The 21,707-nt window shown below is 57.1% G+C and carries 26 protein-coding genes and 2 pseudogenes; 5 read left to right on the top strand and 23 right to left on the bottom strand.

The annotated features are described in order from the left end of the window. Positions 1-253 precede the first annotated feature (253 nt). The 19 genes and pseudogenes from CU100_RS07600 to CU100_RS07510 form a co-directional block, all read right to left on the bottom strand. Positions 254-619 (bottom strand): hypothetical protein, encoded by a 366-nt coding sequence (locus CU100_RS07600; RefSeq protein WP_106715846.1) that lies wholly within the window; start codon positions 617-619, stop codon positions 254-256. Between the two features lie 16 nt (positions 620-635). After that, positions 636-1,166 (bottom strand): hypothetical protein, encoded by a 531-nt coding sequence (locus tag CU100_RS07595; protein ID WP_106715845.1) that lies wholly within the window; start codon positions 1,164-1,166, stop codon positions 636-638. Positions 1,167-1,433: 267 nt separating this feature from the next. Further along, entirely contained in the window at positions 1,434-2,669 is a 1,236-nt protein-coding gene (locus CU100_RS07585; protein ID WP_106715843.1) for a phage major capsid protein, read from the bottom strand. 159 nt (positions 2,670-2,828) lie between these two features. After that, positions 2,829-3,140, bottom strand: coding sequence for an HK97 family phage prohead protease (locus CU100_RS27635; RefSeq protein WP_407070299.1), 312 nt, complete (start codon positions 3,138-3,140; stop codon positions 2,829-2,831). A gap of 111 nt (positions 3,141-3,251) precedes the next feature. Next, positions 3,252-3,485 (bottom strand): DUF7683 domain-containing protein, encoded by a 234-nt coding sequence (locus tag CU100_RS07570; RefSeq protein WP_106715842.1) that lies wholly within the window; start codon positions 3,483-3,485, stop codon positions 3,252-3,254. Between the two features lie 71 nt (positions 3,486-3,556). Then, a complete protein-coding gene (locus CU100_RS07565) occupies positions 3,557-3,892 on the bottom strand; it encodes a colicin E3/pyocin S6 family cytotoxin (protein ID WP_210204079.1) in 336 nt (111 codons plus the stop codon). 162 nt (positions 3,893-4,054) lie between these two features. Beyond that, positions 4,055-4,294: a hypothetical protein gene (locus tag CU100_RS07560; protein WP_106715840.1), complete on the bottom strand. Its 240-nt coding sequence runs from the start codon at positions 4,292-4,294 to the stop codon at positions 4,055-4,057. Between the two features lie 11 nt (positions 4,295-4,305). Further along, positions 4,306-4,884 (bottom strand): hypothetical protein, encoded by a 579-nt coding sequence (locus tag CU100_RS07555; RefSeq protein ID WP_106715839.1) that lies wholly within the window; start codon positions 4,882-4,884, stop codon positions 4,306-4,308. Positions 4,885-5,045: 161 nt separating this feature from the next. Further along, positions 5,046-5,276 (bottom strand): DUF7683 domain-containing protein, encoded by a 231-nt coding sequence (locus CU100_RS07550; protein WP_106715838.1) that lies wholly within the window; start codon positions 5,274-5,276, stop codon positions 5,046-5,048. Positions 5,277-5,329: 53 nt separating this feature from the next. Then, positions 5,330-6,412, bottom strand: coding sequence for a colicin E3/pyocin S6 family cytotoxin (locus CU100_RS27060; protein ID WP_210204078.1), 1,083 nt, complete (start codon positions 6,410-6,412; stop codon positions 5,330-5,332). Positions 6,413-6,418: 6 nt separating this feature from the next. Continuing rightward, positions 6,419-6,681 (bottom strand): annotated as a pseudogene (locus CU100_RS07540) (HK97 family phage prohead protease); the annotation flags it as partial. Between the two features lie 7 nt (positions 6,682-6,688). Further along, the gene (locus CU100_RS07535; RefSeq protein WP_106715836.1) at positions 6,689-7,180 is read right to left on the bottom strand and encodes a hypothetical protein; all 492 of its coding nucleotides are present in this window, start codon (positions 7,178-7,180) and stop codon (positions 6,689-6,691) included. After that, positions 7,177-8,268, bottom strand: coding sequence for a hypothetical protein (locus CU100_RS27175; protein ID WP_245418964.1), 1,092 nt, complete (start codon positions 8,266-8,268; stop codon positions 7,177-7,179). The genes CU100_RS07535 and CU100_RS27175 overlap by 4 nt, the downstream gene beginning before the upstream one ends. 15 nt (positions 8,269-8,283) lie before the next feature. Then, a pseudogene (locus CU100_RS07530) lies at positions 8,284-8,777 on the bottom strand (HK97 family phage prohead protease); the annotation flags it as partial. Beyond that, positions 8,767-9,135 carry a DUF6107 family protein gene (locus tag CU100_RS07525; protein ID WP_106715835.1) on the bottom strand — a complete coding sequence of 123 codons (369 nt, stop codon included), beginning with the start codon at positions 9,133-9,135 and terminating at the stop codon, positions 8,767-8,769. The pseudogene CU100_RS07530 and the gene CU100_RS07525, both read right to left, overlap by 11 nt. 1 nt (position 9,136) lies before the next feature. Then, complete coding sequence (locus CU100_RS07520) at positions 9,137-10,300, bottom strand: phage portal protein (RefSeq protein WP_106715834.1); 1,164 nt, start codon at positions 10,298-10,300, stop codon at positions 9,137-9,139. Between the two features lie 38 nt (positions 10,301-10,338). Continuing rightward, positions 10,339-11,631 carry a DNA-packaging protein gene (locus CU100_RS07515; RefSeq protein WP_106715833.1) on the bottom strand — a complete coding sequence of 431 codons (1,293 nt, stop codon included), beginning with the start codon at positions 11,629-11,631 and terminating at the stop codon, positions 10,339-10,341. Continuing rightward, positions 11,513-12,049 carry a hypothetical protein gene (locus CU100_RS26550; RefSeq protein ID WP_146141814.1) on the bottom strand — a complete coding sequence of 179 codons (537 nt, stop codon included), beginning with the start codon at positions 12,047-12,049 and terminating at the stop codon, positions 11,513-11,515. Before CU100_RS26550 ends, CU100_RS07515 begins: the two co-directional genes overlap by 119 nt. Before the next feature lie 71 nt (positions 12,050-12,120). Beyond that, on the bottom strand, positions 12,121-12,492 hold the full coding sequence (locus CU100_RS07510) for a type II toxin-antitoxin system PemK/MazF family toxin (RefSeq protein ID WP_106715832.1): 372 nt from the start codon (positions 12,490-12,492) through the stop codon (positions 12,121-12,123). A gap of 371 nt (positions 12,493-12,863) precedes the next feature. On the opposite strand from CU100_RS07510, the gene CU100_RS07505 reads away from it, so the two are divergent. The 3 genes from CU100_RS07505 to CU100_RS07495 are packed head-to-tail and all read left to right on the top strand — an operon-like array spanning position 12,864 to position 16,176. After that, positions 12,864-15,017, top strand: a complete 2,154-nt coding sequence (locus CU100_RS07505; protein WP_106715831.1) for a transglycosylase domain-containing protein — start codon at positions 12,864-12,866, stop codon at positions 15,015-15,017. A gap of 36 nt (positions 15,018-15,053) precedes the next feature. Continuing rightward, positions 15,054-15,638, top strand: a complete 585-nt coding sequence (locus tag CU100_RS07500) for a DUF1214 domain-containing protein (protein ID WP_106715830.1) — start codon at positions 15,054-15,056, stop codon at positions 15,636-15,638. Then, positions 15,631-16,176 carry a DUF1254 domain-containing protein gene (locus CU100_RS07495; protein WP_106715829.1) on the top strand — a complete coding sequence of 182 codons (546 nt, stop codon included), beginning with the start codon at positions 15,631-15,633 and terminating at the stop codon, positions 16,174-16,176. Before CU100_RS07500 ends, CU100_RS07495 begins: the two co-directional genes overlap by 8 nt. Before the next feature lie 24 nt (positions 16,177-16,200). Here CU100_RS07495 and CU100_RS07490 read toward each other — a convergent pair whose 3' ends face one another. Further along, the gene (locus CU100_RS07490; RefSeq protein WP_106715828.1) at positions 16,201-16,392 is read right to left on the bottom strand and encodes a hypothetical protein; all 192 of its coding nucleotides are present in this window, start codon (positions 16,390-16,392) and stop codon (positions 16,201-16,203) included. 309 nt (positions 16,393-16,701) lie between these two features. Here CU100_RS07490 and CU100_RS07480 point away from each other — a divergent pair, with 309 nt between their 5' ends. Then, on the top strand, positions 16,702-17,661 hold the full coding sequence (locus CU100_RS07480; protein ID WP_106715826.1) for a DUF2336 domain-containing protein: 960 nt from the start codon (positions 16,702-16,704) through the stop codon (positions 17,659-17,661). Between the two features lie 2 nt (positions 17,662-17,663). Here the strand turns inward: CU100_RS07480 and CU100_RS07475 are convergent, their stop codons facing one another. The 3 genes from CU100_RS07475 to CU100_RS07465 form a co-directional block, all read right to left on the bottom strand. After that, a complete protein-coding gene (locus tag CU100_RS07475; protein ID WP_106715825.1) occupies positions 17,664-18,011 on the bottom strand; it encodes a DUF1491 family protein in 348 nt (115 codons plus the stop codon). Between the two features lie 151 nt (positions 18,012-18,162). After that, positions 18,163-19,041 carry a peptidoglycan-binding domain-containing protein gene (locus CU100_RS07470; protein WP_170113754.1) on the bottom strand — a complete coding sequence of 293 codons (879 nt, stop codon included), beginning with the start codon at positions 19,039-19,041 and terminating at the stop codon, positions 18,163-18,165. After that, positions 19,016-20,902 (bottom strand): PAS domain-containing sensor histidine kinase, encoded by a 1,887-nt coding sequence (locus CU100_RS07465; RefSeq protein ID WP_106715823.1) that lies wholly within the window; start codon positions 20,900-20,902, stop codon positions 19,016-19,018. The genes CU100_RS07470 and CU100_RS07465 overlap by 26 nt, the downstream gene beginning before the upstream one ends. 284 nt (positions 20,903-21,186) lie before the next feature. On the opposite strand from CU100_RS07465, the gene CU100_RS07460 reads away from it, so the two are divergent. Beyond that, positions 21,187-21,645, top strand: coding sequence for a DUF5330 domain-containing protein (locus CU100_RS07460; RefSeq protein WP_106715822.1), 459 nt, complete (start codon positions 21,187-21,189; stop codon positions 21,643-21,645). The last annotated feature ends 62 nt before the right edge of the window (positions 21,646-21,707 follow it).

The raw sequence follows: 21,707 nt of genomic DNA, 5'->3' as shown, positions 1-21,707 counted from the left end.
TGCTCAGTATAGAGATCGGGTGCAGTGCCGTTTATCCCGAACAAAACGCTGGTCATTGATTTATCTCAGTCGCACTATCAACTCGTTCCATAGTCTCAAGCTAATACGTTCGACAGCGCCGTCAATTCGGCAATGGTCTTAGAAATATCCGATTGAAAACGACAAGCTCACATGCGTCCCGTCGAGCATGCACGTAGTGTGAATCAAGAGTCCGGGCTTGATAGATATTCTTGCGTGCACGCCTTAAATGAGTTTACCCAATTCGCTTTCTATTGATGCTCAAATCAGAGAATACGATAATAAAGTCTCCGCCAGCTATAACGGAGAATAAACATAATTTATAACCAAAAAAATCATTCCGAATTTTTACATCAATATTTCTATCTTCCGCAAACATTTTGAAATCTTCATGTGAGAACGCTTCATCCGCACTGTTAAACAAGATTATACTTCCAACAACATTTTGAACGCTGCCGGACTCAATGATGAAGTAGGCACAGCCTAGAAATTCTAACGCAAAGAAATCACTAATATTGGGATCAAACAATTTAACAATTACGTCCGGATGCTCAAACGAAATCGCACGTATCTCGCAATCTCCAAAATCAATACTCTCCATCCAACAACTCCTCTTTTCATCGCAGTCGTATTGCGGGGCCTCTAACTCCGTTCGTCCACAAATGATACTCCCCTTCCTTAAAATGATGGCCAGGAAAATCCAAATCATAAATCGGTATTCCGGAACGGTCGAAAAATCGTGTAGTTCTCCCATTCGTCCATGTTCCCCAAGGCTCACCTACTGTCGGTGAGCCAGCCAAAATAATCTCGCTTTCGCTACCGAAAGTTTGACCTGCATCTAATCGCCGGGGAAGATTTACACTACCACCGAAACGTCCGTGGCCGGCATCAGTACGTGCGCTGGTTGTTGGCCTCTTAGTTGAACCAACAACAATTCCATCAATCCCTCCTCCACCATCCGTCCATTGCCCGCCATCCAAATTTCCGGCGGGCACACGCGGTTGGTCTGGATTGTATTTTTTGACCCAGATCTGGAAAGGCTCATAGAGTAATGAACGGCTTTTCAGTTCACTGTTCTCTTGAGCCAGACTTCCCAGCCACAGAAGGTTATGTTCCCGCGGCGGACTACGCTTCAACGCCTCGATCAAGACCTCGTTGGCCTTGATATTCCAGAGTATTCTCAGCTGATGCGAATTGTGTGGCGCTGCCGTTGGATGTGCGCTCCGGAAACTACTGGATTGGGTGAAATGAGCAATTCGACAAGGTGCCTAGGAAGATTTAGCGTGTGCCATTCTGGCCAGGACTCGCCTGAATAATGGTTTTCGAGGACCGGAGCGCAGCGTACATATGGATACGTGAGCACCGGACCGCAGAAAACGCCATTTGCCGGCCGTCCCGGCCAGAATGGTTGAGGATCAGGCCGCGAACTTCAACAGCTTGATCGCATCAAAATCCTGCACGCCGCCGCCGACACGTTTGGTCGTGTAGAACAGTACGTACGGCTTGGCGGAATAAGGATCGCGCAGCACGCGCACGCCGGTGCGATCCACCACCAGATAGCCTCTTGCAAAATCACCAAAAGCAATCGGCGTCGCCTTGTCGGCGATGTCCGGCATGTCCTCTGCTTCGACGAGCCCGAAGCCAAGCAGCGAAGCCTGGGTACCCGGCGTTGCGGGCGGCGTCCAGAGATAATTGCCGTCCCTGTCCTTGAGCTTGCGGATTTCGGCCTGCGTCTTGCGGTTCATCACCCATTTGCCGTTCTGGCGATATCCGGCTTTGAGCGCATAGATCGTATCGAGCAGGACATCGGAAGCATCGGCGACAGGAAACTTGCCTGCAACGCCGGTGGAAAGCGAACCGAGCTTGCCCCATGCCCACGCACTTTCGTCTACGACGTCATAGGTCAGGAAGCCGCGAGGCTTGTTGATGCCGTCGCCCGTGATGAAAGCCTTGCCCTCCTGTTCCGCAAAGGCCGTCTCCACTTCCGTCGATATCCACTGCTCCACATCGACAGCACCATCATCGAGCAAGGAAGATGTTGCCGCCGGCATGGCATAGAGTTCCATGGTGGGGAACTGTAGCTCCGCCAATTTGGAGCCGTCGGTCTGCGGGCGGATTTCCGCTTCGCTCACCCAGCCAACCGAGGGGCCTTTGATGGAGTAGGGTTTTTTCAGCACCGAACCGGATACCTGTCGCACCGAAGCAATATTCCGGATCGGCGATATCTGCGCCAGGCGTTGCCCTATTTCCCTCTCCAGTTCCGGCGGCACCAGATAGCCGCCATCGCTTGCCGAACCGATCGTATGTGCCTTGGTCTCGATGACACGCAGGGCGCTTTCATCGCCGCGCCGCACATAGGTTTCGAACGCGTTCTTGTGCTCGGGTGAGGACACCTGGCGAACACCGCCATCCAGCGCCGGGCGCGCCTGTTTCAATTCCAGCCGATCCATGGCGCGCTTTCGCGCATCCAACTCAGTGTCCAGGCGCTGCATTTTCTCGGTCGTCAGAACATCGACTTTTCCACCTTTTTCGAGCGTACCGAGGCGAAGATCGTTCGTTGCCTTGTATTCGTGAAATGTGCGGGAGAAACCTTCAAAATCTTCAGGGCTGCTTAAGGTCTTGGTTTCGAGCACGTGGTTGAGATCACTCATTGGTCTTCCTTTTCGTTGTTGGACTCAGGGTAAGAAATGCGCACAACCCCGCCGCCCCGCTCCGGCAGTCCGGGCGAAGTTTGAAAGGTTGCTATGCGGGGAAATCCTGTTTTCAGGATGGGTGTCGTGTCAGATTTTGCTGCGGCGGAGTATTGCGGGCTAGTGGCTTCGGCGGTTCGTATTCCGATATGTCGACGCGTCTGAGGACTCTATCGAGACACATGCGAATGCCGTCTCTTGCGAGAACCAATGCCGGCGCGCCATCAGTCCTGGCCTTGGTGGTCTTGCGCGAACAGAGAGCCCGTCGATGGCGCCGGAGCGCATCAGTTCCAGCACTTCGGACGCCTTGGCGACACCCTTGGCGAGCTTGCCCTCGACATAGAGCCCGCGCCTGTCTTCGCGAATGTCCGGCATGGCGTCGGCGGGCAGCGCCAGGCCCTTCACCTGCCCCACCCGCGCCGATGGCAGCATCGGAAAGGTCACCACCGAGATTTCGAATGCGGATGCCAGCGCCGCTGATAATATACATTACGTACAAATGGAAATATTTTATGAAAATATCAAATCCTCATCATATGATACCTATTCATAATACTCTATCGAACAGTCGAACTTTTCAATATCGACCATGATGCCAAATTTTTCAAATATTTTTTTATTAATCTCGTTATCTACTCTATATACATCATACAAAAGCGGATCGTCGTCCGGATGGTCAAGAATACTTAGAAAAAACTCGACATCATCGTGCAAAAACTCAAAACGATTAACAAGGGCGTCCCCTTCTTTCTCAAATAATGCTATCGCTCTTGGCATATGGATTCTCCTTCAAACTTGCGCTCGCGCTTGCACGACGCGTCCATTCATCAAATCTATAAAATGCAATGTCACTCAGGCGTCGTCCTACCTGGTTTAGCCTTTCCCTTTTTACCTGGCGTCCGCTGCCCCGTTTGGGGATCATATTCGCCCAGATGTTTACCCTTCTTGTCGTATTTTTCAAGCGTTCCGTGCTGACGGTCCCACTCATAAATATTGCCGTCGTTGTCTTTAAATCGCCGTCTTCCTGCTTTGTCCTTAGCCTGTTCCAACCCTCGAATCCCTTTAATTTGATCCGCTGATTTGGGTGCAGGAAAATATTTGTGATCAGGGTTTTTCCTGCCCTCGCTCAGCACCACATTATTCATGCCGCCGGAGTGCATAGTGGCGGCGGCATCCTCCAGCATACGGCTATCCATGGGCTCGCCGTTTATCGTGCCGTGGTCCAGTTCAAGCGAGCCGTTATCGCCAGGGCTCAGCTTGAACGTAACCGTGTCGCCACCTGGCGTGTCGATCGCTACATATAGTCTTCAAAGTCCAAGGGTTATCACCCTTGCGTTATGACAGGGTCACTCACCTTGCAGATCATCAAGTCGGTCCATGATATCTGGATATTGCCGAGCTACCACCTCGAGCACTTCGAAATATTGAGCAGCCATAAGCTTACCTACCAAATTTCGTAAAGTATCGAGTGCCTCAGCATTTCGATCAGCCTGCCTATCAATCAAAAACCCATTAAAATCTTTGGCATGCAGGAGTATGATCTTAGCGATTGCATCAGCATCTTCCCGGCTAATTGGGTTCACCACGTATTTTCTCCTCAATATCCGAATATTGACATACACTCAGCAAGGCATCTGTGAAATGGTGCCCCATCCAATGTGCGGGTGGGCAATGTACTAATGCATTTTTCAATACAAATTTTTTTCGCGTCGGGGTATAACAATCCCGTCAGTTGAGTTGAGCGTCTTAAAGAGTTTGCCACTTGGCGAGTTGTAGGCCTTGTAGTTTTGCCTTGTTTTGGTCGGCTTTCTGAACTGCCACCTCTGTTGCTTGCAAGCCGATCATTTCGGTTATCGCTGCCCCATCTTCGATCGAACGCCTCCTGCGTGAGCGGCTGGCCACTCGCGCCGCCACCCCCGCCATCCGTCCACTGCCCGCCATCGGGGCTTCCCGCTGAAACGCGCGGCTGGTCGGGATTGTACTTGCGGTACCAGATCTGGAACGGCTCATAGAATGTCGAGTGGCTTTGCAACTCGGCGTTCTCGTCTCTCAGCCGCGCCAGCCAGCGGCAGTTGTAATCGCTTTGCGGCGAACGTTTCAGCGCCTCGATCAGGACCTCATTGGCCTTGATGTTCCACAAAAGCCGGTGCTGGTTGGAATAGTCCCTGTCCGGCATGGCGTCGGCCGGCGATCTTGAAATATATTTATCCCATCAGTTTCCAAGGTTCACTAAGGTGCTAGTTCGTCCGCAACACCTTAATCCGCCTCACCTTCGCCTTGATAGTCTTAAGAGATAAAAAGCCCATCGTCGCAAACAATCATAATAGGGGTTAATTTTTATTCAGAATATTCCACGTAGCAATTGTATTTGTTGATATCAACCATGATGCCAAACCGCTCAAATATTATTTTATTACTTCTTTCATCGATTTTGTACACGCCGTAAAGGAGCGGATCATCTTTGGGATGATTAAAGAGCTTCAAGAAGAAATCCAAATCATCATGTAAAAACTCAAATTCATTGATCAATAGACCTTCTTTTTCATACAATGCAATTGCTCTCGGCATTCATTATTTCTCCTCTTTATAAATTAATTCGATCGATTTTTACGTTTTAATTTTCAAGGCTCTGTCGTTCTCGGCTTAGCCTTCCCCTTTTTCCCTGGAGTCTTCTCTCCAGTCTGTGGGTCATATTCACCGAGATGTTTGCCCCGTTTGTTGAATTTTTCAAGCGTGCCATGCTGGTAATCCCACTCGTATATATTGCCGTCTTTATCCTTAAATCGCTTTCGGTCATTTTTGGGGTCAGTCTTGGTTAAGTCTGGAATCCCTTTAATTTGATCCGCTGATTTGGGTGCAGGAAAATATTTGTGATCAGGGTTTTTCCTGCCCTCGCTCAGCACCACATTATTCATGCCGCCGTAGTGCATAGTGGCGGCGGCATCCTCCAGCATGCCGTCGTCCATCGGCTCGCCGTTGAACGTGCCCTGGTTCAGTTCAAGCGTGCCCCAGTCGCCGGGGCTCAGCTTGAACGTAACCGTGTCGCCATCCGGGGTTTCGATGGCGACGTCCCTTGAAAAGCTGTCACTGTGACCGGTGACGCGCACCGACGAGCCGTCGGGTGCGTTGAACGTCTGATCAATCGCTGCCCCGCCTGCCGGACTCGTCATGGCGAAATAGAATCCGCCTGTGCCCAGCGCGGTTCGCACGGCCCCACGTGCAGCGGCTGCTGCGGCCTCCTTGCCGAGCTTGCGGAGCGTATAGTCGCGCGCGGGTGCCGCAGCACTTACTGCAGCTTGCGCGGGTGTTTTTGCCGTATTTGCTGTCGATGCCGCAGCGTTCTCCGGTTTTTCCCTGGCCCCGCCCGATCTTCGATCGAACGCCTCCTGCGAGAGCGGCTGGCCACCCCCGCCTCCCCCACCTCCATCCGTCCACTGCCCGCCATCGGGGTTGCCCGCTGAAACGCGCGGCTGGTCGGGATTGTACTTGCGGTACCAGATCTGGAACGGCTCATAGAGCGTCGAGTGGCCTTTCAGCTCGGCGTTCTCGTCTCTCAGCCGCGCCAGCCAGCGGCAGTTGTAATCGCTCTGCGGCGAACGTTTCAGCGCCTCGATCAGGACCTCGTTGGCCTTGATGTTCCACAAGAGCCGGTGCTGGTTGGAATAGTCCCTGTCCGGCATGGCGTCGGCGGGCAGGCTCTTCACCTACCCCACCCGCGCGACAAGCAGCATCGGAAACGTCACCACCGAGATTTCCCAAAGGTCGGCTTCGTGGATATGGCGGATGCCGCCGCCATCCGCCTTGGCCTTGATTGTCTTGCGCGAACAGAGAGCCCGTCGATGGCGCCGGAACGCATCAGTTCCAGCACTTCCGCGGCCTTGGCGACACCCTTGGTCAGCTTACCCTCGACATAGAGCCCGCGCCTGTCTTCGCGAATGTCCGTCCAGGTGCCGATCGGCTGGTTCGGATCGTGCGGGCGGTTAATTTAGAACGTGAAGTCCCGCTTCTTCGACCGCATGATAGATGTTCTGGATTTTCCCTTGATCCTTCGGCAAAAAAATGTCAGTCCTGTCAAACCCTCCAAACACTCTGACTTCATACGCGATGAAATACATATCAAACCTGTGCTTTTCTCTCAGGCTGTTTTTAATCACCTTTTCCAATACTTGATTGTAGCTATCAAACTTCCTCATTGGGCTTGGGTAGTTGCAGATTACCCCTCCCGAGGACAAGGTTTGATAAAGCTTGAGAAACCTCTTTTCTCCGACATTGTACTCATCTAATTTGCCGCTCGAACGCGCGAGAGCATAAAACATGATCTCGCTGTCAGCAGCCTCGTCGCCACCCATCCAATGATCAAATACTGAGACGATAAAAGAAGGAATGCCCTGTGCAATAAGGCCATTAATACCCTCGTCCCTTTCAAACTCCGGAAACAGGCCAGCATACGGCGATAGCGCTTCGTCTCTCACTCAAGCATCCTCATTTTCCGCAAGAACCGACCGTCCTCAGTTATCGTTCCGATACGGTTGCCAAGGCGATCTAACAGTTTCCATACACCATCGTGCGCGTCAGTTGCAGCTTTATCTCTTGAAATGAAATAACTGGATTTCGGATCCCGAAATGCAGTTTCACCCTCTATCTTCACTCGTTCATTAAATCTTGAAAGATCAATTCGGTCATGCTTTTGCAGCTTATCGTTTGGTCGCTTGAATGCCATTTCATCGCCCGGATCGGGCGCACCTGCAGCGACCGGAGGTATTTGTGGCCGATTGGGCCGCGGTAGCGGCACTTCCAGAAGCTCGCGATGTCTGCTTGGCGGCGCATTATTCAACGCGGGGCCGCCATTGTGTCCGAATACTTCGCGGTTTAGCTCCTGTATTCTCCCTTCCGCTTCCCGGGCTCTGAACTCGTTGTAACGTATTGCGCCTTCGACGCCTTCATATGCTCCAGGTCGTGGTTGCCAGTTCGGATCGCGTTGTCGCACCCGGCCGATTGCGTTATCTGCTTCTCTCCCAGAGCGGTCCAGCCGCACCGCCTGCTCAGGCGTTATTTCCACATTGCGGCCAGCAATATTTCGGATTATCGCGCCGCCGCCGCGACGCCCGCCTCCCCGGCCTTGCACTGGTTGCACCGGTGTGCCATCCGGCGCCTTCGCGCCGGTATCCGGCGTCTTCGCTGGCAGAGCTCCGCCAAAACGCCCGCCTCTTGAACCAGTGCCATCAGGCTTTTCCTTGGGCCCGCCTGATCTTTGGTCAAACGCCTCCTGCGTGAGCGGCTGGCCACCCCCGCCGCCGCCCCCGCCATCCGTCCACTGCCCGCCATCGGGGTTGCCCGCCGAGACACGCGGCTGGTCGGGATTGTACTTGCGGTACCAGATCTGGAACGGCTCATAGAGCGTCGAAGGGCCTTTCAGCTCGGCGTTCTCGTCTCTCAGCCGCGCCAGCCAGCGGCAGTTGTAATCGCTCTGCGGCGAACGTTTCAGCGCCTCGATCAGGACCTCGTTGGCCTTGATGTTCCACAAAAGCCGGTGCTGGTTGGAATAGTCCTTGTCCGGCATGGCGTCGGCGGGCAGGCTCTTCACCTGCCCCACCCGCGCCGATGGCAGCATCGGAAACGTCACCACGGAGATTTCCCAAAGGTCGGCCTCGTGGATATGGCGGATGCCGCCGCCATCCGCCTTGGCCTTGATCGTCTTGCGCGAACAGAGAGCCCGTCGATGGCGCCGGAACGCATCAGTTGCAGCACTTCCGCGGCCTTGGCGACACCCTTGGTCAGCTTGCCCTCGACATAGAGCCCGCGCCTGTCTTCGCGAATGTCCGTCCAGGTGCCGATCGGCTGGTTCGGATCGTGCTGCCACAGCATGCGGATGCCGGCAGCACCACGTGTCCGGATCGATTTCAGAAACGCCCCGGCTTCAATCGCGTCCTTGCCGAGGTCGACCTCGCCGAACAGGCTGGCATAGCCGGAAAACCTGCCATCCTCCGCGACGGTTTCGACGGTCAATCCCGTGTATTTCTTCTCAAGGCGCGGCAGAAATTGCCTGTTTGTTCTCGTATTAACGGACATTGGCGATATCCCTCTTGCCGGAGGCATCGCTATCGATTTGCGGAAGCCTGGTTTCACCCATCCGCGCGGCGATGCGCGCGAAAATACCGAGTGCCGTCCAGGCGGCGAGACTTGCTGCGGCGGCGCCCATCAGCATCAGTTCGCCTTTGCCGAGTTCGCCGCCGATATCGAGTTCGGCCGCTATCTTGACCCCGGCTGCGCCGCCGAAAGCCAGGCCGCAGACAATGCCGACGAGAAAGCGGATAGCCGCTTCGCTCTTGTCTTTCGGCAGCATGTAAGCGAGGGAAACGGCGGAGCCTGCAATGGCTCCCGCCGCCTTTGCCGCCAGGATTAAGGCGGCATCGGACCAGTGTGTCATGTCATTCTCCCTTCGAGGTGTATCCGACGGCTTCGCGCTTTTCGTCGTCGGTCAGGAACGGCGCCGCACCGATCCGCTGCCAGAGGGCGTCCCGCTCCTGCGACAGGCCATCGACACGGTCGAGGTCCGGTTCCAGCCGCAGGTCCTCGCCATAGACCGGACCGAGCCAGTTGCTGATCGCCTTCGCCGTGCGGGTCACCAGCGGGATGACAGTCAGGCGGTAAAAGGCGCGGTTTGCTTCTGCGTAATTGGCGTAGGTGTTGTCTCCCGGGATGCCGAGCAGCATCGGCGGAATGCCGAATGCCAGCGCGATATCGCGGCTCGCGGTGTTCTTTGCAGCGATGAAGTCCATGTCGAGGGGTGACAAGCCCATGCTTTTCCAGTCGAGCCCACCTTCCAGCAGCAGCGGACGCCCGGCCTTCGCGGCGCCCGTATAACCTTCTTCGAGTTCGCCCTTCAGCCGCTCGAACTGGTCTTCCGTCAGGTGGCTGGTTTCGCCCGGCGCATAGACGAGCGCCCCGGAGGGCCGCGCCGAATTATCCAGCAGCGCCTTGTTCCACGAGCCCGACGCGTTGTGGATGTCGAGTGCCATCAGCGCCGCTTCCAGCGGAGCAAAACCATAATGATCGTCGAGCGGATGGAAGAGCTTCAGATGCAGCCCGTGTCCTTCCTCGAGCGGGATCGTGCGCTTCTGCGCCCCTACGCCGTAGTTCAGCGCAACCGGCCAGCCATTGTCATCGGCAAGGATACGGACGCGGTCCGGCCGCAACAGGTGCAGTTCGCTTGCGTCGCCACTGCCTTGGACGCGTTCCAGATAGGCGTTTCCCGACAGGAGGATATGACCGTAAAGGCCCTCGAAGAAGCTCGCGCCGTCGGTGCCGCGATGCGGGCTGGTCAACAAGTCGAGCAGCGGGTGTTCACTGTGCTCGGCTTTGCGCTCATAGAGCAGCCAGGGCGTTGCGGCCGCCGCCTCAGCCAGGTGCCTGACACAGCGGTAGGCTACGGGATTACGCATGAAGCCTTGCCGCGACAGCCCGACATAACCGCTTTGCGACCAGCGCGCCTCGCGGTCGAATTGCAGGGCGACGAAGCCCTGAGCCGACTTCTGCTGCAGATACGGGTTCTCGTTCGCAGCGCGTCTGCGCCACGGCCAGTTAAGTGCCATGAAGGTCTTCTTTCTATCTTTGTGAAAATTTGGAGGGTCTAGCCCACCACCCGGACCCTCGGCCCGGTCTCGCGCCTGCCGAATAGATCGCTTAGTGCCCAGACCAGCGCGTCCACGCGGTCCGGCGAGCGTCCGCTGGACAAACCATTATGTGTGAAGTCGCACATCTCGTCTTCGAGCATGGCAAGCCGCGCAGCGTGGCGCACCCTGCCCTGCTCGTATAGCGCAGCGATCGGTTCGGCCCGCAGGGCCTTGCCGCGGTTGGCCCTCACCTTGCGCACCGGAACGTGTGGATCCTCCGCCGCGATGACGGCAGCAACCATGTCGCCGCCCTGGTTGACCTCGGCGACGATCAGGTCGGCTTTCAGCCGGTGATAAAGCGCGATAGCGCGCCGCGCCCATTCATGCGGCTTGGCTGGTGCAAAACTGTCATCTGCCAGCACCCATCCCATTCCATGTTCATCGATGCCGGCAGCCACGATACCGCAGGCGTCGGATTTCTTCGTCGCGCTCGCCGGCGGATCGATCGCTATGACGACCCGCTTCAATTCGGGAACGTCTGGCGAGAAGACGCTTTCCATCAATATTCTCGACCAGAGCGCCCCCTCTCGTTCTTCGATCAGTTCGCCGTCCAGTTCCTGCCTTCCGAGGCGGGATCCGCCGTAGAGATTGTTGACATGGCTGACAAAGCCCGGGGCCAGATTCGCCGCATTCTCCTGCATCCTCATACGCCTCACCTGCACCGCCGGATCAGCGAGCATGTGCTTGAGCAGCGGCAGAGGTCTTGGCGTCGTTGTCACAACCTGTTTCGGGCTCAGTCCCAGGCGCAGGCCGAATTGCAACATATCCCAGGTTTCCTGGACGTTTTTCCATTTGCACAATTCGTCGCACCAGGCGGCATCGAACTGCGGGCCGCGCAAACTGTCGGGGTCTTCGGATGAAAACATCGAGGCGGTGGCGCCGTTTGCCCAGAGGAGGCGCCGCCTTGTCATCTCGTAGCGCGGTCTCTCCGCGCGGGACACTTTCATGATGCCCGACGGACCATCGATCATCACCTCCCGCACATCCCCCAGTGTTTCGCCCACAAGAGCAATATTGCAGGAGGCTCTGGTGGCGAATGGCCTGTAGGCCTGCGCCACGCCGTTGACCCATTCGGCGCCCATTCGGGTCTTGCCGGAACCGCGCCCGCCAAGGATCAGCCAGGTCTGCCACTCACTGCGCGGCGGTAGTTGCGTCACCCTGCCCTGGCAGATCCATTCCGGATAAACCGCCTCCGCTTCCTGCAGGCTCAGATTCGTTGTCGACCAGCTCTCTTGCGCGGTTTTGAGCAAGCTCCTCGATCCTCTCGTCAATGCGCTTCAGGACGGCGCGAAGATCATCGGCCGAAAGAGCGCTGCTGCTTTTTGCCCGCCCCGCCGCGAAGCGATCCTGCAGGTCGGTAACCTTGTCGATGGTTCGGGCAAGCAGGGCCAGGGCATCGAGCCGCGCCTTGCTCGTGATATCACCCTCGAGCCGCGATAGCGTTTCAAGCTCTCTGCGCAGGAGGTCCATGATCTTGCGCGCATCCCGCAATTGCCGGTTGTCGCGCTGCATGTCCATGAAGGAGAGTCCGTCATGGAACAGCCCCTTGAGAAACTGCTCTTTCGTCAGTCCCATCACGGTCGCGATTTCGCCGGCCGAAATGCCGTATTCGCGGCACAGGGCAAAAGCGCTGCGCCGGCGCATGGCCATCACAAACTGAACTGTCATGAATTGTTCCTGAAGTGAAAAATGCCGGATCGGACAGGTCTTGCAGTCACAATTCCGACGATGACCAATTCCTATAGGACAACCGTCACGCAGTCAAGGACTATTTTCCTATTTTTGGCGTTAATTATCGCCGTTATTTGGGCGGCAACATGGTCGACGACGGATGGATCAACTTTATCAACAATCTGGCCAGCACCCGCCTTTATGTCGAGCACGCGAACCTGCCCGCTCAATGCACGTCCGGTAATCTTTTTCGTGCCTGTTATCTCGACGGATATGCCCAAGTTTCTGGAGAAATTTCCATCGCTTCTGATGGGAACAACGATCATCGTTCCGGTTGCGCGGTTGAACATGAATGATGAAATCGCCAATGCGGGGCGTCGCTGTTGTTCGTGGCCCTTGGTGGGTTCGAAATCTACCATGTAGATATCACCACGATTCACTCAGATATTCCCTCCCCGGCAGATGGCATGTCCAGCCAGGCTTGTTCTTCGTCTGAGCGTGAACCGAGAAATCACACTGTGCCAGCATGTCATCCAGATCATATCTTGGATATTCAATATGTCTGGTCACAATTATTCTGTCTCCCTCAATGGTAAGGTCGATCTCTCATTGCGTAACAACTGTTTTCCTGCGGTCGATGGACAATGCGACCGCTGCCCCTTTTGCACTATGAAAAAAGGCGCTACTCTTCTTCTGGGACGGAAAGGCCGAATAAACGCGTCAGCAGCCGCCTTCAGAAGCTGTTAAGCGTAATCGGCTACACCATATCTCTCTGGAGATATGGCTGACGACAGGGCAGGCAAAGAAGTTTATGGATGAGCCAGGGCCAGACAAAGAACGCAAGCGATTCAAGGTCTCGCCGCTGCTGGGGCTTGATGCCTGGATCGACTCTACCCTCTACGAAACCCGGTTCCGGCTAGCGGAATTCTGGGAAGATACCACCATTTTCTTTCGGCGCTTCCATGTCACGGGCTGGCGGAGGGCGATCTTCGAAGTTCTTGGTGAAGGCTTCACATGGGGCACCGCGGGATCGGTCGTGATGCTTACGCTGGCGATTCCGGCCTTTCACGAGACTGACAAGAACTGGCGTACTCGCGACGATTTCGCCGTCACCTTTCTTGATCGCTATGGCAACGAAATCGGCCAGCGCGGCATCCTGCATCGCAGCGCCGTGCCAATCGATGAATTGCCTGACCACGTCATCAAAGCGGTTCTCGCGACGGAAGACCGGCGTTTCTTCGACCATTTCGGCATTGATTTCCTCGGTCTGTCACGCGCGATGACCGAGAACCTTCGCGCCAATTCCGTCGTCCAGGGTGGCTCGACCATTACACAGCAGTTGGCGAAGAACCTGTTTCTCACCAATGAACGCAGCATCGACCGCAAGATCAAGGAAGCATTTCTCGCGCTCTGGCTCGAAAGCAATCTGAGCAAGAAGGAAATTCTCCAGACATATCTCGACCGGGCGTACATGGGCGGCGGAACATTCGGCATCGCTGCTGCCTCCGAATTCTACTTCGGCAAGAGCGTCAAGGACGTCAACCTCGCCGAAGCCGCGATGCTGGCGGGCCTCTTCAAGGCTCCGGCGAAATATGCACCGCACGTCAATCTGCCGGCGGCGCGCGCACGCGCCAACGTGGTTCTGTCCAATCTCGTCCAGGGCGGATTGATGACCGAGGGCCAGGTCGTTGGCGCACGCCGCAACCCGGCCACGGTGGTTGACCGCGGCCGTTCGGAAAGTCCGGACTATTTCCTCGACTGGACGTTCGACGAGGTCAAGAAAGTTGCGCAGAAAATGCCGACGCACACGCTCGTCGTCCGCACCACGCTCGACACCGGCATACAGAAGGCAGCCGAAGAATCGGCGGAATACCATCTTCGCCAGTTCGGCAAGGAATATCACGTCACGCAGGCTGCTATCGTCGTTCTGGAAAACAACGGCGCCGTACGGGCGATCGTTGGCGGTCGTGATTATGGCGAAAGCCAGTTCAACCGCGCCACGGCGGCGCTCAGGCAGGCAGGCTCGTCTTTCAAGCCCTATGTCTATGCCGCCGCCATGGAAAAAGGCATGACCCCGAAGACGCTGGTTTCTGGCGGGGCCGTTTCCTGGGGCAACTGGTCACCGCAGAATTATTCGCGCCAATATCTTGGAAAGATCGACCTGACCACGGCGCTCGTCAAATCCATCAACACCGTGCCGGTGCGTCTTGCCAAGGACTATCTGACGACAGCGCCGATCGTGGCCCTGACCAAGGCGTTCGGCGTCGAGTCGCCGATCAGCTCGCACAAAACCATGGTTCTCGGGACATCGGGCATGACCGTCATGGACCAGGCAACCGGTTACAACGTCTTCGCCACTGGCGGTATCGCGGGCCTGCGCCATCCTTTTACGCAGATCCTCAACCAGAACGGCGATCTTCTCTGGGATTGGAAGAAGGACGGCGCCAAGCCGCACCGGGTTCTCTCAGCGGCGGCCGCCGACAATATGAACATCATGCTGTCGCAGGTGCCGGAATGGGGCACAGGCCGACGGGCAGCGCTGCCGATGACCCGTGCGGCCGGCAAGACAGGCACCACGCAAAGCTATCGCGACGCGTGGTTCGTCGGCTTCACCGGCAATTTCACGGCAGCCGTCTGGTTCGGCAATGACAACTTTACGCCGACCAAGGAACTGACCGGCGGCACTCTTCCGGCCATGACGTGGCAGCGGTTCATGAACTACGCACATCAGAATATCGACCTGAAGGCCATTCCGGGCATCGACCCGGCCTTGCCCAAACAGGACAAGGTCGCGGCAGCAAAGGCCGATACCACGGCAGTTGACGACGATGTATTGAAGGCGGAAGAGCGGCCGCGGCCACTCTCTGGGGCCACCGCTGCGGCAGTGCGCGACATCGGCCAGGCACTCAAAGCGGCTCCGCAGCTCAAACTGCCGATCCTCCCCGCCAAAGTGTCCGCGCTTTGATTGCGTGCAACGGTACTCGCGTGTACTCCTGATTCCATGCTTCGAAATGTTCTCCTCGCTTGTCTTGCGCTTGTGATTGCCGTCGGCGGTGGCACGCTGAGCGCCTGGTATGCGGTAAACCGTTTCGATGGGTTCGGCGCTCTGACTGTCGGCCAATGGACCGGCCATCCAGAGGCTGGAACACCGCTTTCCGATCCCTATGCCAAGGCGCGCGCGGCGCGCGAGGGTGCCTTTCCGCTCGGTTCAGCCGAGGGCCTCGCCTTCTACGCCTATAGCGATGAACAAGGACGGGCGCTCGACAGGCGTTGTTCCTACACCATCAAGGGGAACAGCCCGAATTCCCGTTTCTGGACCCTCTATGCGGCCGACCGATCCCTCATCCCGCTCACCCCCGGCATGAACAGGCTGCCTGCGCTGCATTCAAGGCAGATATTCCGCCAGGGCGACGGACAGTTCGTGGTTCTAGTTTCACCCAAGGCACAACCGGGAAATTGGTTGGCCACTGCGGGTGCTGGACGGATGGTTCTGGTCTTGACGCTCTACGACACACCCGTCGGCAGCAATTCTGGCCTCGTCGACATGACCTTTCCGGCGATCATGAGGACCGGCTGCGATGGCTAAGCTCTTTCGCGCCCTGTTGGTCGGTCTCATCGGTGCGGGCCTCGTTCACATCGCGGTCGTGCTGCTGGTACCCTATTATTCGGATCGCAACGCGTGGTCGCGAATCTCAGCCTATGGCGAGGACTGGCGGTTCCATCGAGTGACGCCGCAGGCGGTTCCCGGCACGGTTCCGCTCGCCCTTGACCCGCTGTTCCGGGCGACCGCCTGCCGGTTCGACATCGAGGACCTGCCTGCGCATATTACCGGCATCGGCACCACGCCATACTGGTCTGTCTCCGTCTATAACCGGCAAGGCGAGAACCTCTATTCCATCAACGACCGCACGGCGATAGCCGATCAACTCGATCTGGTCATCGCGACACCTCTGCAGATGATCGAACTCAACAAGACCAAACCGGCCGCGGCAGCCAATTCCGTCCTCATCGAAGCGGACTTGACGGAGGGCTTTGTCGTCATCCGCAGTTTCGTGCCGGACGCTTCCTGGGAAGAGCAGGTCGATGGCTTCCTGAAGAGCGCGAGCTGTACTCCGCTGCTCTGAAAAAGCGCGCCTTGGGCAAGCGGATCAGCCGGGCTGCGGCACCCTGTCAAAGTATCGGTGCTGGGATTTTGGCTTGTTGCGCTTTGGAGCTTCCTGCGCATAGCGCTCGTAACGTACGCCGGTGAATATCATGATTTCGGCACTTGTCTGCCGCTTGGCATCTGAAACGGGGCGGCGCCTGGTTGCGCTGCCTGGAAATGTGATGACAAACCCCATATCGTCCATCCGTTTTAGGATGTGTCGAAATTCGCGATCATGACGAGGCGTAAACGGTGGTTTTCGGGAACCGGAGCGTACTTGAAGTACTTGAGCACCGGAAGCACAGAAAAGTGCCGTTTGCAGGCCGCCATGGCGTGAATATCAACGCATCCGAGTTCGTTGATTTCCTTGATACGCCGATGCTTACGCGCGCACGATTTGCGCCATAATTTCATTAGACATGCCGATGGTTAACGGGTTGCTAACGCTTCGCGGCTAATTTTAGTCGTCGCTTAATGTCGTACTGCGTCTCGTGGAGTTGTGTTCGTGAAGTATCCTGAGTTTCGGGCGCTTGAAGACCGCAGTAGCGGCAGCAAGGCTGACGATCTCCTGACCGCGTCGATTACCGCCTTCTGCTGTGTCGCAAGACCGGCAAAGAGCGATGCGCAGCAGCTTGAGGATCTCGCGGTTCCCCTGCTCGCTCTGGCATCGCAGCGCGTGCGGCGCCATGCAGCAGCCGCACTTTCCGAATTTTCGCATGCGCCGAAACGGCTCATCGTCGCGCTTGCCGAAGACGAAGTGGATATATCCGCGCCATTGTTGTTGCGCTCGCCCGTCCTTGATCCCTCAGACCTGATCGGCATTATCGACCGTAAGGGACTTGGCCACGCCCGGGCCATCGCACGGCGCGATATCGACGATCCAGAACTTCTGCGCGTCCTGCACGGGTTTAACGATCCGGCGATTGAACGTGCACTGGCGCTTCGATCGAATTCCGTCCACAGCGGAGAGACTGACATGCAAGATGCCCTCCCCACACAGGAATCGCCTCGTTTGCGTGAAACGCGTGAGGCGCTCAAGGCTTTGATGCGCGATAGCGATAAAGGCTTCTCCGGTGATCAGGCGCTGGCCGAACATCTCGTCGATGCGGCTCTTCTCGACCAGACCGCATTGTTCGAGCAGGAGTTTGCGAGAGCGCTCGCGCTTGATCCCGACAGCGCGAAACGCATCATCGGCCACGGCCTCAATGCCGAATTGACGATAGCGCTGGCGTCACTTGGTCTGTCTGCCGAAGCTGCACATCTTGTCCTCACAGGCCTGTTTGGCCTCGTGCACAAGGATCTGCACTCATTGCGGCTCTTCGTGCAATCCTATCGGCAAATCGACAAGGATAAGGCGCAAGCGACCGTCGAGCGCTGGAAAGTACGGGAGAATTCGCAGAAATTGCGGCAGAAACTGCGCGAGATGGCAGCCGATTTCGAAAAAGGAGCCCGCAAGGTTTCCTAGGTTCAATCGTCAGCCACCGGGAACAACTCCGAACGATCCCCGCGATAGTCCTCGATCTCGACGATCCACAAATCCCGATCCCAGCGCTTCTGCTTTTCCAGATCGTCATTGATCTCCATTTCGGCCACGCCAGCCTTCAAGGGCGTGAAAAGCCGCTCGCCCGGTTTCGTCTCGTCATAGGCCATCTGCGGCGCCGGGCCGAACAGATCATAGCTCCCGTCGCCATTGCGGAACTTGATAAAGATGGCACCGGCCTCCGCCGCACCCTTGTTGCTCAGCGCTGCAAACGCGCCGGTGCCGTTGACACGACGCATCAACGCGGAGACCCAGAACTCAGATGTCAGGCGCATGCGGTTTCTCTCTCTGGGAGATTCAGTCGATGCCGATTATCTCCCTGGTAGGAGAAAAAGGATTATCCTGAATTTAGCGTCTTTGCCAAATTCATGGTTTTAAACACCGGAGCGCAGAAAAACGCCATTTGCAGGCCATCATGGGCCGAATTCAGTTTATTAAACCTATTTCCTGCATCTTGGCGAGCAACTTTTGGTCCGGCTCGCCTGTTACGGGCAGGCGGAACAGCTTCTGGAACTCGCTTACGGCGCTCTTGGTGGAGGTGCCCACCTTGCCGTCGATCTCGACCATGTCATTGCCGAAGGCACGCAGCCCGGCCTGAACCCGCACGATGTCAGCCGGTTGCAACTGGCCAGCGCTTGGCGAAGAGATATCGGCCTGCGACGGGCTGGTCGAGACCTTTTGGATAGTCGCCTTTTCGGCGGAGGGCTCCGGCTTCTTCTCCGGCACGGCAATGCTTGCGGTGGTTTCGCTGGCATTGTCGACAGCCTGCTCAGGTTCGATGCCCATGGCAGCGGTTGCCTTGCGATAGGCGTCGATGGCGGCTCGCGTGCCCTTGCCCGATATCCCGTCGACAGTGCCGCTATAGAACCCAAGCGCCAGCAGTTTTTGCTGCAACTTGGCCACTTCCGGATCGCCGCCGGGCGCGAGGACCGGATCGCCATTGATTGCGGCAGCTATCGGATCCGGGTTCGGCTGCGGGACGGGAACTGATTTTACCTTGCGAATGGGTGCATCGGCTGGCTGTGCCTTCGGCGCGTTCCCCTGCAGCGAGGCGCTGTCCTGCCTGACCGGCTTGAAGACGAGTTCCGGGCGGGTGCGAAAGAACACGCCCTCGTGCACGTGCGGTTGATACCACAATGCGTTGGCGGATATGAAACCGACCGTGACCACGAAGGCCGTCGTGCCGCCGGCAATGCCGGGGTTGCTGACGATAAGCGCGGCCGTGGCGAAGAAAGCCGCAGCGAACCTGCCGCGTCTCGGAGCACGCCGTCTGCTGGTGCTAGGCCGACTTACGGGCTTCCGCATGGGAACCTCCCTCGATACCGCTCTCGATTTTGAATTCAACGACGTTCTCTTGTTCATCGGAAAAAAGCTCGATCACCGGGCCATCCAGCGGAATACGCACGACGACAACCGTTCCCTGGCCTGGAACACTATTGATCTTGAGGTCGCCGTCATGCAGCCCGACAAGTCCCTTGACCGTCGCAAGGCCGAGCCCCGTACCTTCGTGGTTGCGGGTATAATCGTTCTGCACCTGCCGGAAGGGCTGGCCCAATGTCTTCAGGTCTTTTTCGGCTATGCCGATACCCGTATCGCTGACGGAGAACGCCAGCATGTTGTCTTCGATCAGTGCATCGATGGTGACGACGCCGCCGCTCTCGGTGAACTTGATTGCATTCGAAACAAGGTTGATCAGCACCTGATTGATCGCGCGGCTGTCGGCGACGACATTGCCGATGCGGGGGCTGACGCGGTCGCAAAGTGTCACGCCTTTTTGCAAGGCCTGGTGCGCCATCATGTCGTGCACCATGGAGACCGCATTCTTGAAGGCGAAGCTCTCGGTGAAGATCGGATAGGTACCGGCCTCGATCTTCGAAACGTCAAGGATAGCGTTGACGACGGAAAGCAGGTGATTGCCCGACTGGTTGACAAGCTCCACGTATTCGCGCTGGCGGCCGTCGGGCAGCTTGCCGCAAATCTCCTGCAGCAGCACATCGGAAAAACCGATGATCGAGTTGAGCGGCGTGCGCAGTTCGTGGCTGACCGAGGCAAGGAAGCGCCCCTTGGCAATCTCGGCGGTTTCAACCTCCCGGCGTGCGATCACCAGCGCGTTGCGGTCTGCAACGGCCTGCGAGATGTCCGTGGCGACGACGACGAAGCCCTCGCCGGCACTGTGGGGAACCGCGTGCAGGCGATAAGTGGCGTACCGGACGCTATGGGCGTGTTTGGCTGTCGCGCCGGGGCCGACGCAGCGCAATTTGATCTCGGCGGCCGCACTGGAAGCGCCGTTCTTCATGTCCGACAGGAGGCTTAGGAACTGCACGCGATCGGAAACGTGCACGCGTTCGAGCAGCGGCGTGCCGATCAGAAGATTGCGGGCGATTCCGAACTGGTCCTGCGCCTTGGCCGAAAGCGAAAGAATGGCCCCGTTCGTTCCCAGGTTGAATACAACGCCGTCGATAGCGCTCTCAAGATCGGCGACGCGATCATCGCGGCGGATGGCGGCGGCGCGTGCCATGAACGGGCTGTTTGTCCTGACGACGAGTGTCGCCACATAGAACAATGAAGCAAGGAGCGCGATAGGCGACAGGCCAACGCTTTCGCCCGCTGGCAATGCGGCGGTCAGCAGTGCCGCCAGCACCGCAATTGCGCTACCGCCAGCCACGCGAAGGGATTTTTCACTGCGGCAGACGAACCAGGCTTCAAGGGGAACGGCCGCTGCCATGATCCATAGCAGCAAATTGGTGGATGGTGCGGTGACGCCGATTGCGGCAATAGACAGGCAATAGGCCAGCAGTGCGCTCATGCCCACCGATGTGCTGTTCTTCGAAACTGAAAGTGCGCCGCAAAAAATCATCGGAAGCGCAAGGGCACCGGCGATGGCGCTCAAGGTAACGTCAAGTTCGCCGGCAAGCGAATGACTGCTGATCAAGGCGATCGCAAGCATGAGCGGCATGCCGAGAAAGGCGCCGGCCATGCGCGCGTCACGCCCGGTGGCAGCACCAGAGACGGACGGACTGACCCAGCGCCTGCACAGGCTTGTGTAGCCCGCCGCAATTTTCGATTGTGTGTCGGAGTTGATCGGCACCAATTTCTTCCTGCTTTCCGCAAAGTACCGGCCGTGGCCAGGTGCGTCGCGGTCATTTCCGGATGTTCTTTGCAACATTCCTGTCGCCGTTAACTTTTGCAGATGAGGCTTTAAGGAAAGGATAAAGCCGGTGCCCGCGACGTCGTGCGGACCCGCTTTCGAGCGATTGTGACGGTCATGGTAAATGAAGGGTTTCGGCTTCGGGCGGCTTTGCCGTTCGAAACGCGAAACCTCGGTCTGTGCCCTCAACGAATGTTAATCCTTCGTTTCTATGATCACTCAAATGCAGCAATGCGTTTCAACGGGTTTTTGCCGCGTCTATGCCAGTGTCTCATCACAGGGCACTATAGAGGACTGCTGAAATGTTCTTTCTGATCAGGTTTGCGATCAAGTTCTGTTTCTGGATGATGTTGATCTCCTTGTTCATTCCGGTAAGCCCGGAGAACCGGCCGCAAGGCGCTGCCCAGCCCGGTCCGATAGAGGCCTTCCTCGCAGCTCAGGAGACGATCAGCGATCTGAGCGATTTCTGCACCCGCAAACCGCAGGCATGCGAGACCGGCAAGGCCGCACTTTCCAGCGCCAGCGCCCGCGCGGGCGAGGTCGCCAAGGTCGGCTATGATTATCTCGATGCACGCCTCGGCGAGAACGCGAAAAAGCCCGGCACGCAGGAGTCCGATGCACAATCCGCCGAGGGCGACGCCATAAAAGCCAAACTGCGCGAAATGGCCCTGCGCGAGATTCTCGACGCGGCCACCCGCCAGCGCGAACAGGCGAACGAGATTGACGACAAGACCCGAACCGGAACAGTTTCCCGGAATTGATACCGCTTTTTCGATTCATACCGTGACGCTGGCAATCCGGATCACTATATGTGACTGAGGAG

The organism is Phyllobacterium endophyticum (assembly GCF_003010935.1).
In the GTDB taxonomy this organism is placed as follows: Bacteria; Pseudomonadota; Alphaproteobacteria; order Rhizobiales; family Rhizobiaceae; genus Phyllobacterium; species Phyllobacterium endophyticum.
Note: the sequence above shows the minus strand (reverse complement) of the source record. Positions and strands in the feature narration are given on the sequence as shown.